This window comes from Ruminococcus sp. AF31-8BH (assembly GCF_003460605.1).
GTDB lineage: Bacteria > Bacillota > Clostridia > Lachnospirales > Lachnospiraceae > Blautia_A > Blautia_A acetigignens.
This window is the reverse complement of sequence record NZ_QTVN01000010.1, coordinates 193028-205140: the sequence shown is the minus strand read 5'-3', so window position 1 is coordinate 205140 and position 12113 is coordinate 193028. Positions and strand designations below refer to the sequence as shown.

The window sequence follows — 12113 nt, the reverse complement described above, 5'->3', positions numbered from 1 at the left end:
ATTTACGCAGATAATCAGCGTTAACTCGTCATAACGTTTATCTCGTCATAAGGAGGGCTGATCAGTCCGACCTATGCAAATATGACATTGGACGGACTTGAAAGACTATTACTTGAAAGATACAGTACGAGCAGTACAGGGCACTATCACCCGAATTACAACAAGCATAAAGTACACCTATGCCGCTACGCTGATGATTTCATTATAACAGCAGACTGCAAGGAAGTTCTTGAAGATGTTAAACGAGTGGTTGAAGAGTTCATGAAAAAGCGGGGGTTGAAACTATCAGAAGAAAAAACGGCTACTACAAATATAAATGACGGCTTCGACTTTCTGGGATGGAATTTCAGGAAATTCAAAGGCAAACTTCTGATTCAACCGTCGACTAAATCTAAGAAGAAAATCACGAAAAAGCTTAGCCAGACAGTGAGGTATTATCGTGAGTCAAAACAAGAGCTTTTGATTGTAAAACTAAATCAGATAACAAAAGGATGGGCAGAATACCACCATTGCGTCTGCGCAAAAAGCACATTCGCTCTCATAGACCATAGACTCTGGGAGATGCTATGGAAATGGGCCAAACGAAGACATCCGCAGAAATGTAATAAATGGGTGAAGAACAGGTATTGGCATCCAAAATGTGGAAGACAATGGTCATTCAGAACAGACACGATTGTTCTCTATCAAATGATGTGCCGATAGTAAGGGTAAAATCACTGGATTTGAATAAAAATCCTTTTTTGAACAGCGATTACTTCATAAAGCGGAAAAAGGAGCATGAAATGAAGCGAAAATTAGCATATCAGAAGAGTACAGCCGCACGTAGTGAATACTATGTGTCATAGATGCGTGAGCGGAATGCGGTGAAAGTCGCACGTTCCGTTCTTAGGGGAGGGACGGACAGTAATGTCCGTCTCTTACCCGACTATTCATTCCTAAATATAGGAAGAAAGTATTGTATGGAAAGGTACGAGAAGATGTGAGAGAAATAATATCAACTCTATGCAAATATAAAAATGTAGAAATAATTGCGGGAGCCGTATGTATCGATCATGTGCATTTAAGCGTAGCAATTCCACCGAAATTTAGTGTATCAGACTTTATGGGATATCTGAAAGGGAAAAGCACATTGATGCTTTACGACAGACATCCAGAACTGCAAAGTAAATGGGATAAAGCCTTTTGGGCTAGAGGATATTATGTTGAAACAATCGGCAATATAACAGATGCAGCAGTTCAGAAATATATAAATGAGCAAGCAGAGGAATCGAGAAGAGAAGATTCCAGTAGTACCGCTTTATAGCGGGCCAGTAAAAGTGCTTGCGATACCGCCCTTTGGGGCGAGCAGTAACAATGGCCCTTTGGAGGGCCAAGGATAAACCACCAGTTGAACTGGTGGTTGCTAACTTGCTGAGAATGAATCCGGCAGAGCAGTGGGCTTTATGGGAACTGAAAATCACCGTCTGGAAATGCTGTTCCTGGCTCCCTCAGAAAGGGGCAAGGGCCTTGGCAGACAGCTTCTGGAATACGGCATCCGGATCTATGATATCCAGGAAGTTACCGTCAACGAGCAGAATCCCCAGGCAGTTGGATTCTATGAATATATGGGCTTTTCCGCATACAAAAGAACCGATTTAGATGAGGAAGGAAATCCCTATCCTTTATTGTATATGAAACTATAGCATGCCCCTAAAATCATTCCCGCAATCTGCACGCTAAAAAAATTTATTCGGTCACGACCGACTCAACTCCAACCGAATAAAAATTGATCTTTACAGCTTATATTTTCAGTATGCTTTATGAAGTGATGTCAGGATACCTGCGAGGCTTTGGCATTTCCCTGGTTCCAGCCATTTTAACTACCGTTGGCGTATGCGGAATAAGAATTGCCTGGGTATACACCATATTTCCAAAAGACCGGACATTTAAAACCCTGCTGATGGCCTATCCCGCCAGCCTGTCCGTAACCGCAGTGCTGATCCTGATCGCACTTCTGGCCTATCATCCCGCAGCCAGGGCACAGAAAAATCAGATGTAATTAACGTTGAACTTCTTGCGCCTTAGGTAAAAAAAGGATATGCCCCAGAATTCCCAGCGCCAACAGGATCTTTAAAATAACCGTACTCATAATTCATTCCTCCCACAAAATAAAAATTTAACTGTTAAATACAGGTTAGCTAAATCTAACGCCCAAAATAAGCCGATGATCCTGTTGTTTCCGGGAACCTGCTGTTACTGGAAAACAAATTTCGGGCATGTTCTTGAGAATCTGCAGGAACATTTTTATGTAGGAATCGTCAGCTACAGCGGATTTGATGAAACGGAACACACTACCTTTCTTTCTGAACTGGACGAGGTAGAGAAGGTGGAGAAGTACATTAAGGAGAAATTTGGAGGGAAAATTTTCGCAGCATACGGCTGTTCCCTTGGCGGCTCCTTTGTTTCCCTGCTGGTAAGCCGAAAGAACATTCACATTGACCACGCGATCATCGGCTCCAGTGATATGGACCAGGCGAAACCAGTTTTGCACAGACCTGTACACAAAAGTAGGGGAAAAGATCCAGACACCGGGAACTACGATCCATGTCTTTTACGCGAAAAAAATGGGGGAAAAATATCTGGAGCGTTATCACAAATATTTTGCGGATCCGGATATCTGCGAATACGACCTGCAGCACGAGGAACTGCTTCTGGATGCAGACCGCTGGACCAAAGAAGTGTGCCGCGTCTGCCAGATCCATTAAGTAGATAAGAAAAGAAGGGTATCTCACCCTTCTTTTCTATATCTGGAAACCACCAGGATCAGACTGATAAAAGCTGCGGCAAACAAAAGCTGAATGCCAATTCCAATCAGAACCTGTCCAAGAAACTCTGGACTTAAGGTGTGGTGCCTGCTCAGGATCTCATTCACCTGTTCATACCAGTAAACAGGCAGAAACTGTGCGAATTTCAGCACGGATTTGTCCATCACATCCATAGGAACAAACACGCCGCAAAGGAAGCACATGGCAAGGGAGACCAGGTTGGCCACACCGCTTAGAAGGTTGCTGTTTGTGATAAACATACCAATCAGATAGGAAAGGGACAGAGCCACTATCAGCATGGTAAAGGTATTCAAAATATAATAAACACAAAGTCCCGACTGCCAGAAGCGGCTTCCATACATGAAGGTCACGCCCAGGAATCCGATCAGCCACAGTACTACGCCGATCATTCCCGTAGCCAGCAGCCCTTCCACAGACTGGCGTCTCACAGAAATGGCAGAAGCCTCCATTCTTTTCTGAATATCCCCCTTCTTGAATGCCATCAGAATATATCCCATGGTGTAGCACAAAGCCCCCAGAAACAGATAAGGAATATAGCGGAAGTAATAAGTATAAGGGGAAGTATCGCTGGTTCCGGAATCAAAGGTAAGCTTGGTAACCGGCTCATGAGTCTCTTCTTTGACTGCCTGGATGGCTTTCTCCTGGGAAAAGCCGGCAGCCAGATAGGTCTGAATGGTGTTCAGATAGCTGCTGATCTGCTGATCCACATAAAAGGAACTGTAGGATCCGGGAACCTTTGTTACCTTCAGGCTTTCCCCGTTTACCATGCAGGTCTCATAGAAATCAGCCGGAATCTGAAGGATATATTCCACATTGCGGTAAAAAAGATTCTCCTGAAGCTGTTCCGGATCATTGTCCATAAGCACAACGTGATGGATGCCGGACAGATAATCCACAAGCCCCTGGGCTAAGGTTCCCCCATCCTCATTTACCACTCCAAGATCAATGCTTGCAGTTTCAAAAAGACTGTCCTCGCTTTTTCCTGCAGCAAACTGCATGACTATGGCTACACTAAAAAAAATAGCAAGATACATGATCACAAGTCCGATATTTTGTCTCAAAATTTTCATGTAACACTTAAATACTGTCATAGCTTTCCCTCCGAATCAGTAAAAAGGAAGCAGTTACCAGAAGCACGCTCATCAGGGCAAGGGTGATCAGATTCCGGTAATAGCGTCCCATATCGTCATACACATTGATGCAGTAAAAAGCATCGGAAATCAGCGCTGCCGGATTAATCCGGTTGAGAAACGGCGCATTTTTTTCCACCAGATCCTTCATGGTGTTGTTCATCAGTCCGGAAAGGAAACTGCAGACCATGGAAATGCCAAGGATAATTCCGATTTTGATGCCCTCCTTCATTTTTCCAAGGCTTCCCACGAAAATACCCATGGAAACGCCGATCAGGGAGCCAAGGAAGGAAATGAGAAGCATCCGCCCTATCTGTCCCTCAAAATCCAGCTTCAGAATATAGCGAAGATAGAGAAGCAGCACGATCACATCAAAGTATCCCAGCAAAAAGGCAGAAATCTGCTCGGAAAGGATCAGCTTCAGCTTGTGTGTGGGCGTGACGCAGCGCCTTGCAGCCAGGGCTGTGATATTGGCCTGCAGGCTTACCGCAGAACCAAACCCGATAAAGCATCCGTACAGGCAGGCCATTGCGATCAGCGCATAGAAAAACTGGGCGTTTCCGTTGATGGTCCGTCCGCCAAGGGAAACCTCAGTAAGAAGCTCCTGACGGTTCAGCATCTGCCGGATCCCTGCCCATAGGCCGGAAGGATGGGTGCGCACAATGGTGCGGATGGTGGTTTTGCCGGTTTCGTAGCTGGAAAGAACGGACTGCAGGATACTTTGGGGAATGCCGCTTGCAGAAACGGTAAGGGAAGGTGTTTCTCCAACCACATAAATACCGGAAATCTGCTCATTTTCCAGCTGGCTGCATGCCTCATCGTAGGTCAGCTCCTTTGTGGAGATCAGCTGGTCTGCATTGTTTTCCACCTGGTCCAGAAACATCAGAAACAATGTATCTGCCTTTTCCTGGCGGACAACGGCTACGGATACCGTCGCGAAATCTGCATCGTTAATGTTTCCGAAGGCGAAGTAAAACATGGTTCCCAGAAGAATGGGAAACACAAGGGGCCAGAAGGTGGTGCCGAAATTTTTCAGCTTTACAAGAAGATTATATTTGATTAAGTGCAGCATAACAAATCCTCCCTAGTCTCTGAGCTGTTTTCCGGTGATTTCCAGAAAGACGTCATTTAAGGTGGGAAGCTCAGAGGAAACCTGGCCGAATGTGATATCCTGGCTTTGCAGGTAATTCAAAAGCTGGATCAGGTTGTGCCTGGCTCCTGTGCAGCGGACGGTGAGAACCTGGTCCTCATAGTGCAGGTCAAAAACATGGGGAAGAGTCTGGATTTCTTCCAGATTTTTTTCCGTGAGAGGAATGGCCTCTATGGTAATGGTTTCCCCGGTTTTGATCATTTTTTTCAGCTCTTCCCTGGTGCCGGAGGCGATTACATGGCCGTGATCCATAATGGCGATCCTGGTGCAGATCTGCTCCACCTCTTCCATATAATGGGAAGTGTAAATAATGGTGGAGCCCTGTTCATTCAGCTTTTTGATCCCTTCCAGGATCTTATTGCGGCTTTGTGGGTCAACGGCTACCGTTGGTTCATCCATAATGATCAGACGGGGCTTGTGGGCAATTCCGCAGGCAATGTTGAGACGGCGGAGCAGTCCGCCGGAAAGCTTTTTTGGGTGCATTTTGCGGTAATCGTCAAGGCCTGCAAAGGTGATGGCTTCCTCCACAAGGGCCTTCCTTTTTTTCTTGTCCGGGATATAAAGCCCGCAGAAATAGTCAATATTCTCATAGACAGTCAGTTCATCAAAAACAGCCACATTCTGCAGAACGATTCCAATCTGCTGTTTTACTTTATAATTATCCGGCCGCATATCTTCGCCAAAAATCCGGATGGCTCCCTTATCATATTTCAAAAGGGAAAGCATGCAGTTGATGGCTGTGGTCTTGCCGGAGCCGTTTGGTCCAAGCAGTCCGAAAATCTCGCCCTCTGCAATTTTTAAATTCAGGTGGTCAAGGGCTACTAAGTCTCCATATCTTTTTACCAGATTTTCAATCTGAACAATATTCTCTGACATCATTTTCCTCCTCGTTCTTACGATACCATCAGTATAAAAGAAAAAGCCGAAGGATCCAAGTGCCGGATGTCACAGCCTTCACATGACAAATGTCATAAAATGCCAGAAGTTTCTTTACGAGCAGGCATCTGTATACTATAATGAACAAAAGCCTGACGCAAAATAAGAAAAAAGAAGGTGGTAAAATGGGATACTTCACAGATTGCGGACTGCTTGTGCTTCTGAGCTTTTTGCGGCTGTTTTACCGTCTGCCGGATGCAGGATTTCTGATCGCATTTTTGTGCACGGTGATTCTGGTGTGCAGCACTTATGCCCTGGGGAAAAAATGTATCCGTATAGTTCTTGGCGCAGGAATGGGACTTCTGGCTCTTGTGATCCCGGAAATGTTTTTCTTTTATCCCTGCCTTTTTTATCTTTTTTTCTGTGAAAAAATGCCCCTTCTGGCCCTGGGAGCCTGGGCGCTTTTGGTGTGCCGGACTATGGGAAGCTGGGAAAACGGCCTGTTTTTTGCGGCAGCAGGAAGTCTTGGCCTTTTGTTTGCCTTTTTTATGGAAAGAAACACAAGAAAGTGCAGTTCCCTGGAAGAAGAGCTAAAAAGAACCAGGGACGATTCCAGGGAGCGTGACCTTCTTCTTTCCCAGAAAAACAAGGCCCTCCTGGAAAAACAGGACTATGAGATCTATAACGCCACCTTAAAAGAGCGAAACCGTATCGCAAGAGAAATCCACGACAATGTAGGCCATGTGCTTTCCCGGTCCATTCTCATGCTTGGGGCAGCCAGGACCATGAACAAGGAAGCCGGGCTTGCAGCTCTTCTTGAAAATCTGGAGGACTCCCTGAATTTTGCCATGAACAGCATCAGAAGCAGCGTCCATGACCTTCATGATGAAGCTGTGAATTTAAGAGAAGCAGAGGAAGGGCTTGTGCGGGACTTTACTTTTTGCCAGGCAGAGCTGACTTACGACATGACGCAGGAAATCCCACGGGAAGTGAAATACTGCTTTATCAGCATTACCAAGGAAGCTTTTGCCAATATTATGAAGCACAGCAACGCCACAAGGGTGCAGCTGATCCTGCGGGAGCATCCTGCCCTCTACCAGATGTGCGTGGAGGATAACGGGACCGGTGTCGTGTATGATCCGGGAAATGCGGGAATCGGCATCCTGAATATGAAGGACCGGGTGAAGGCCCTTGGCGGAACTTTGCAGATTTCCACCAGAAAGGGCTTTCGGATTTTTATCACCATTCCCAAGTGAGTGGTTTGCAAAAATGCAGTATGGAAGGATAGTTGAATGAAAATCATAATCGTAGACGATGACTGCCTGGTGGCAGCAGCATTAAAAACCATTCTGGAAGTAAACGAGGACGTGCAGGTAGCGGCAACAGGCGTAAATGGAAAGGAAGCCTGCCAGCTTTATGAGGAATATCAGCCGGATGTGCTTCTCATGGACATCCGCATGAAAGAGATGGACGGATTGGAAGCTTCCCAGAAGATCCTGGAGAAATTTCCAAAGGCCAACATTTTGCTTCTGACTACCTTCGCAGATGACGAATATATTGTAAAAGCCCTGCGGCTTGGGGCAAAAGGCTATCTTTTGAAGCAGGATTACGGAAGCATTCTTCCTGCCATCCGGGCTGTTGATTCCGGGCAGACAGTATTCGGAACCCAGATCACTTCCAGGCTCCCGGAGCTTCTCATGGGAAAACAGGGCTTTGATTATGGAAGCTATGACATCAATGAACGGGAGCTTGAGATCATCCGGCTGATCGCCAACGGGTGCAGCAATAAGGAGATTGCGGCGGAGCTTTTCCTCAGTGAGGGAACGGTGCGCAATTACCTCAGCTCCATTTTGGAAAAGCTGCAGCTGCGGGACAGAACCCAGGTAGCCGTATTTTATTATCAGCACAGATAGGAGAAGCCGGGAATGAACAATGAGCTTCCCATTCCGGAGAAAAAGTACACCTCAGTGAAGAACACGCTGCAAAAACTGTTACAAAATCAATGAAAATGTAAAAAAATACACATTCCAGGGGAAAAGTATGTTATAATGGGCTCACTTAACCAAACAAGGAGAACCGATTATGAGTGAATATGTAATTATAACAGATACTTCCGCAGATATTCCTGCGTCTGTTCTGGATAAAGGTCAGATCCATCTGATCCCTATGGTATATCAGTTAAATGGAGAGGAGCATCCCCATAAGGACCCGGGAAGCTGGGACAGCAAAGCCTTCTATGACCAGCTTCGTAATGGAGGTACCGGAAGCACCTCCCAGATCTCCCCGGCTGTATACACCGATTATTTTGAGCCCTTTTTGAAAGAGGGCAAGGATATCCTCTATATTTCCCTTTCCGGCGGTCTTACTTCCACCTGGCAGAGTTCCCATCTGGCAGCCACAGACCTGATGGAAGAGTATCCAGAACGTAAGATTTCCTGTGTGGATTCCCTTGCAGCCACAGGCGGACAGGGTATTCTGGTGATCCTGGCAGCACAGAATCAGGAGAAGGGAATGTCCCTTGAGGAGAATACCGCATGGCTGGAAGAGAACCGTCTGCACATCTGCCACTGGTTCACCGTGGATGACCTTGATTTCCTTAAGAGGGGCGGACGCATTTCCCCGACCATCGCCTGGATCGGCGGCAAGCTGAAGATTAAGCCGGTGCTTCGCATTGCAGAAGATGGTACCCTGGCAATCCCGGAGAAGGTGCGTGGTTCCAAGGCTGCCATGAATACCATCGTTTCCAAGTATGTAAGCTCCGGATTAAATGAGGAGCATCCTTATGTATTCCTTTGCCATGGAGATGCTCTTGAGCAGGCAGAGAAAGCCAAAGCAGCCATTTTGGAAGCTGTGCCGGGCGCGCAGGTTACCATTATGCCAATGAGCCCGATCATCGGAATCCATACTGGTCCTGGTGTGCAGGCTGTGATTTATTTCGGCAATAACCGCTAGAGCGTGTTTGAAAAAGGCTTTCTGCAAATTGTGACGTGCAGATTGCGGGAATGATTTTTCAAACACGCTCTAGAACTCACTTAAAGTTCCAAATGTATATCCCATTTCTTCCCATTTGCCCAGCAGTTCATCCAGAATCTGCCCGTTTGTGGAAGAAGTATTGTGAAGCAGGACAATGGCACCCGGGTGGATCCGTTTCAGAAGCTTATCAAAGGCTTCCTCTTTGGTCGGCTGTTTGTCCTGGTACCAGTCTACATAGGCAAGGCTCCAGAAGAAGGTTTTATACCCAAGCTCCTTTGCCATAGACAGATTGGTGGTGCTGTAAATTCCCTGAGGCGGCCGGTAGAATTTCGTCATGGATTCTCCGGTCGCTTCTTTATACAGATTTTCCACGCCCTCCAGCTGCTTCTTAAAAGCCTCCATAGAGGAGATCCCGGACATATCCGGGTGGGTGAGGGTGTGATTTCCTACCGTGTGTCCTTCTGCGATCATTTCTTTTACCAGATTCGGATTGTCTTTGATAAAATTTCCAACTACGAAAAAGGTGGCTTTTGCATTGTGTTTCTGCAGCGCGTCAAGAATCAGAGGGGTATTCCCGTTTTCATATCCGCAGTCAAAGGTAAGGTAGATTTTTTTCTCCTGAGTATCTTTGGCAAAATAGGCATCATAGGGGGCAAGCTCCTCCATGGAAGCGTTTCCCACAGGGCGTTTTCCTTCCTCCTGGAAGCTCAGTCCCCAGCTGTTGCTGCCAGACGCAGTGGTTACGGCCTCCGGTGTCCGAAAGTGCTGAACTGTGACCCGGGCCGCCTCACCTGCAAGAAAAGACAGGGCAAAAAGCAGGGGGACGCCAGCATAGTGGAGGAAATCTTTGATTACCGGGATTTTTTCAGAGGAAAAATTAGAAATCTGGGAGGGAAGCCTAAAAGGGCGTTTAAAAAAAGAAGGTCTGGAGAATTTCATGGAAACCTCGGGATGGGTTTTCTAAAGATATATGAGAGAAGAAGAGCGGGTATGCCAAAAAGGAAAGGCCTGTAAGGAACCGGGGAAAAAAGGGCATCAATTAAGCCACCAGCATCGACGTTTACTGGTGGCTTAAATCTGATCCATATCCAATGGAATGTACCTCACTTTCTTAAAATAGATTATGCGTCTAAAACAATTGGAATTAAAGGCTTAAGTTCTTGGTGGACTGTACCTTCCTTTGCTTAAATTATAAAAGAATTAAGATAAAGCGTTTAGGTTTCTGGTGGTCCGTACCTCTCTTTCTTAGATTATAAGTGGTAAATTATGTTTTCGGTGGTCTCACTCCTTTTTGTTTTATTTTGTTCTCCCTTTTGTTTTATGAGCTTACTATAACAGATTACTTCTTATTTGTCAACGAATAATTTGAAAAAATATTATTTTATTTAAAATAAAAAGTTTATATGAATAAAAAGAATATAAAATTCAGACAATATCATGGCGAAGAATGTGGTATGATATGACTGATAGGAAATATAGTTTTTCAACGCGCTAAAGTGTATGAGGAACAAAAGATGAGGAGGAAAAAAAGATGTTGAACAATATTCTTGACGAATTAAAACTGAATGCTCTTGTAATCACAGATCCTTATAACATGCGTCATGTTAGCGGATTTCGGGGAGGAGAGGGCGCTTTATATATTTCTGCCACCCAGAAGGTGCTGATCACAGATTCCCGTTATACGGAGCAGGCTGGAAAAGAAAGTGATTTCACAGTCATCGAGGAGAACCGTGCCCACAACCGTCAGACCATTTTGAAGGAGTGCATGGAGAAAGAAACTGTGAGCGGTGATTTCCACATGGGATATGAAGACCAGTCCATGCTCTGCTGCGAGTTTGACCGTATGAAGGCTGCCCTTCCGGTTCAGGTTTGGACTCCGCTTGGAACCAAGATTGATGATCTGCGCCAGATCAAGACCGAGGAGGAGCTGACTTATCTTGCAAGAGCAGAGGAAATCGGCGACAAAGCATTTGAAAAGCTTCTGAAGTTAGTAAAGCCAGGCATGACAGAGCTTGAAGTTGCTGCAGAGCTGGAATACCTGATGAAAAAAGAGGGTGCTGAGGATTTAAGCTTCAATACCATCATCGCTTCCGGCTTGAATTCTTCCATGCCTCATGCCATTCCAGGATACAAGAAACTGGAAGTGGGGGATTTCGTTACCTGTGACTTCGGATGCAAATACAAGGGATACTGCTCCGATATGACACGTACTTTTGTCCTTGGAAAAGCAAGCGAGAAGCAGAAAGAAATCTACAATGTGGTATTAAAGGCACAGCTTGCAGGTCTTGCAGCCGTGAAGGCTGGAGTCAGCGGCTCAAGCGTGGATAAAGTTTCCAGAGATATTATCGCAGAGGCCGGATACGGCGAATATTTCGGACATGGACTTGGACACAGCGTTGGTCTGTTCATCCATGAGAGCCCCCGTCTTTCCCCGGCTGATGATACTATTCTTCAGGCTGGCATGATCGAGACTGTTGAGCCTGGAATTTATGTACCTGGCTTTGGCGGCGTGCGTATTGAGGATATGGTAGTGGTAACAGAGGATGGCTGCCGCAACCTGGCACACTCCCCGAAGGAGCTGATTGAGGTTCCGATAGAAGAATAAATATTAAAAAAGTTAATATTGTTATTGAAATGCAGAAAGGAATAAGAAAATGCTGAAACAATTATCAATTTTCGCGGAAAATACAAAAGGAAGAATGCAGGAGGTAACCGGAATCCTTCTCCGGGAAGACATCAATATTTTAGGATCCGTTACCAATGACAGTGCAGAATACGGAATTGTCCGCATGGTAGTGTCCAAACCGGAGAAAGCACTGGAGGCGCTTACCAAGGCTGGTTTTATCTGCAAGCTTAGCGATGTACTTGGAATCGAAGTAAAGGATGAGGTTGGTAACCTGAACAACCTTCTTCTCAGCCTTCAGGAGAGCAACATCAACATCGACTATCTGTACCTGTCCTTTAACCGTGCAACCGGACTTCCGATTATGGTGCTCCATGTGCCGGATATCTGCGAGGTAGAGGCTTGCCTGACAAATAAGGGATTTAACTCTATTTCTGAGGTACACTAAAATTTGTTTGCGTAAGGCTTTCTGTAAAGTGTGAGGTACATTTTGCAGGAAGCCTTTTTTCAGATATGGTTTCGTTTACGCATAGAAC

At 45.7% G+C, this 12113-nt stretch carries 14 protein-coding genes and 1 pseudogene; 11 read left to right on the top strand and 4 right to left on the bottom strand.

Annotated features, from left to right (window positions below; translation table 11 throughout):
• Positions 1-57: 57 nt before the first annotated feature.
• The 5 genes and pseudogenes from DWZ38_RS14050 (at position 58) to DWZ38_RS14030 (ending at position 2752) form a co-directional block, all read left to right on the top strand.
• Positions 58-702: a group II intron maturase-specific domain-containing protein gene (locus tag DWZ38_RS14050; protein ID WP_347519831.1), complete on the top strand. Its 645-nt coding sequence runs from the start codon at positions 58-60 to the stop codon at positions 700-702.
• A gap of 229 nt (positions 703-931) precedes the next feature.
• Positions 932-1303, top strand: a complete 372-nt coding sequence (gene tnpA / locus DWZ38_RS14045; RefSeq protein WP_117853525.1) for an IS200/IS605 family transposase — start codon at positions 932-934, stop codon at positions 1301-1303.
• Between the two features lie 103 nt (positions 1304-1406).
• Positions 1407-1682, top strand: a pseudogene (locus tag DWZ38_RS14040) (GNAT family N-acetyltransferase); the annotation flags it as partial.
• Positions 1683-1792: 110 nt separating this feature from the next.
• Positions 1793-2038: a hypothetical protein gene (locus tag DWZ38_RS14035; RefSeq protein WP_147343012.1), complete on the top strand. Its 246-nt coding sequence runs from the start codon at positions 1793-1795 to the stop codon at positions 2036-2038.
• Positions 2039-2203: 165 nt separating this feature from the next.
• Positions 2204-2752, top strand: a complete 549-nt coding sequence (locus DWZ38_RS14030; RefSeq protein WP_347519818.1) for a hypothetical protein — start codon at positions 2204-2206, stop codon at positions 2750-2752.
• Positions 2753-2767: 15 nt separating this feature from the next.
• Here DWZ38_RS14030 and DWZ38_RS14025 read toward each other — a convergent pair whose 3' ends face one another.
• From DWZ38_RS14025 to DWZ38_RS14015, 3 genes are read right to left on the bottom strand one after another with little or no spacing between them, the layout of a single operon-like run.
• On the bottom strand, positions 2768-3916 hold the full coding sequence (locus DWZ38_RS14025) for an ABC transporter permease (RefSeq protein WP_117853519.1): 1149 nt from the start codon (positions 3914-3916) through the stop codon (positions 2768-2770).
• Entirely contained in the window at positions 3903-5027 is a 1125-nt protein-coding gene (locus tag DWZ38_RS14020; RefSeq protein ID WP_117853516.1) for an ABC transporter permease, read from the bottom strand. The genes DWZ38_RS14025 and DWZ38_RS14020 overlap by 14 nt, the downstream gene beginning before the upstream one ends.
• A gap of 12 nt (positions 5028-5039) precedes the next feature.
• Positions 5040-5981, bottom strand: a complete 942-nt coding sequence (locus DWZ38_RS14015) for an ABC transporter ATP-binding protein (protein WP_207743319.1) — start codon at positions 5979-5981, stop codon at positions 5040-5042.
• 140 nt (positions 5982-6121) lie between these two features.
• Between DWZ38_RS14015 and DWZ38_RS14010 the strand changes: the two genes are divergently transcribed.
• The 3 genes from DWZ38_RS14010 to DWZ38_RS14000 all read left to right on the top strand — a co-directional run bounded on the left by DWZ38_RS14010 (position 6122) and on the right by DWZ38_RS14000 (position 8933).
• Positions 6122-7237 (top strand): histidine kinase, encoded by a 1116-nt coding sequence (locus DWZ38_RS14010; protein WP_243000267.1) that lies wholly within the window; start codon positions 6122-6124, stop codon positions 7235-7237.
• A gap of 36 nt (positions 7238-7273) precedes the next feature.
• A complete protein-coding gene (locus DWZ38_RS14005) occupies positions 7274-7894 on the top strand; it encodes a response regulator transcription factor (RefSeq protein WP_021925551.1) in 621 nt (206 codons plus the stop codon).
• A gap of 169 nt (positions 7895-8063) precedes the next feature.
• On the top strand, positions 8064-8933 hold the full coding sequence (locus DWZ38_RS14000; RefSeq protein WP_117853514.1) for a DegV family protein: 870 nt from the start codon (positions 8064-8066) through the stop codon (positions 8931-8933).
• A 69-nt stretch (positions 8934-9002) separates the two neighbouring features.
• On the opposite strand, the gene DWZ38_RS13995 is transcribed toward DWZ38_RS14000, so the two are convergent.
• The gene (locus DWZ38_RS13995) at positions 9003-9761 is read right to left on the bottom strand and encodes a polysaccharide deacetylase family protein (RefSeq protein WP_347519828.1); all 759 of its coding nucleotides are present in this window, start codon (positions 9759-9761) and stop codon (positions 9003-9005) included.
• Between DWZ38_RS13995 and DWZ38_RS22830 the strand changes: the two genes are divergently transcribed.
• The 3 genes from DWZ38_RS22830 (at position 9717) to DWZ38_RS13985 (ending at position 12025) form a co-directional block, all read left to right on the top strand.
• Positions 9717-9968 (top strand): hypothetical protein, encoded by a 252-nt coding sequence (locus DWZ38_RS22830; protein ID WP_243000270.1) that lies wholly within the window; start codon positions 9717-9719, stop codon positions 9966-9968. The genes DWZ38_RS13995 and DWZ38_RS22830 overlap by 45 nt on opposite strands.
• 517 nt (positions 9969-10485) lie before the next feature.
• Positions 10486-11559 carry an aminopeptidase P family protein gene (locus tag DWZ38_RS13990; RefSeq protein ID WP_117853510.1) on the top strand — a complete coding sequence of 358 codons (1074 nt, stop codon included), beginning with the start codon at positions 10486-10488 and terminating at the stop codon, positions 11557-11559.
• A gap of 49 nt (positions 11560-11608) precedes the next feature.
• Positions 11609-12025 (top strand): ACT domain protein, encoded by a 417-nt coding sequence (locus DWZ38_RS13985; RefSeq protein ID WP_021926594.1) that lies wholly within the window; start codon positions 11609-11611, stop codon positions 12023-12025.
• The last annotated feature ends 88 nt before the right edge of the window (positions 12026-12113 follow it).

What these genes read in the sequence shown, in the direction of transcription:
- DWZ38_RS14035 (WP_147343012.1), top strand. Translation starts at nt 1,793, where the DNA reads ATGCTTTATGAAGTGATGTCAGGATACCTGCGAGGCTTTGGCATTTCC.
- DWZ38_RS14030 (WP_347519818.1), top strand. Translation starts at nt 2,204, where the DNA reads ATGATCCTGTTGTTTCCGGGAACCTGCTGTTACTGGAAAACAAATTTC.
- DWZ38_RS14025 (WP_117853519.1), bottom strand. Translation starts at nt 3,916, where the DNA reads ATGACAGTATTTAAGTGTTACATGAAAATTTTGAGACAAAATATCGGA.
- DWZ38_RS14020 (WP_117853516.1), bottom strand. Translation starts at nt 5,027, where the DNA reads ATGCTGCACTTAATCAAATATAATCTTCTTGTAAAGCTGAAAAATTTC.
- DWZ38_RS14015 (WP_207743319.1), bottom strand. Translation starts at nt 5,981, where the DNA reads ATGTCAGAGAATATTGTTCAGATTGAAAATCTGGTAAAAAGATATGGA.
- DWZ38_RS14010 (WP_243000267.1), top strand. Translation starts at nt 6,122, where the DNA reads ATGAACAAAAGCCTGACGCAAAATAAGAAAAAAGAAGGTGGTAAAATG.
- DWZ38_RS14005 (WP_021925551.1), top strand. Translation starts at nt 7,274, where the DNA reads ATGAAAATCATAATCGTAGACGATGACTGCCTGGTGGCAGCAGCATTA.
- DWZ38_RS14000 (WP_117853514.1), top strand. Translation starts at nt 8,064, where the DNA reads ATGAGTGAATATGTAATTATAACAGATACTTCCGCAGATATTCCTGCG.
- DWZ38_RS13990 (WP_117853510.1), top strand. Translation starts at nt 10,486, where the DNA reads ATGTTGAACAATATTCTTGACGAATTAAAACTGAATGCTCTTGTAATC.
- DWZ38_RS13985 (WP_021926594.1), top strand. Translation starts at nt 11,609, where the DNA reads ATGCTGAAACAATTATCAATTTTCGCGGAAAATACAAAAGGAAGAATG.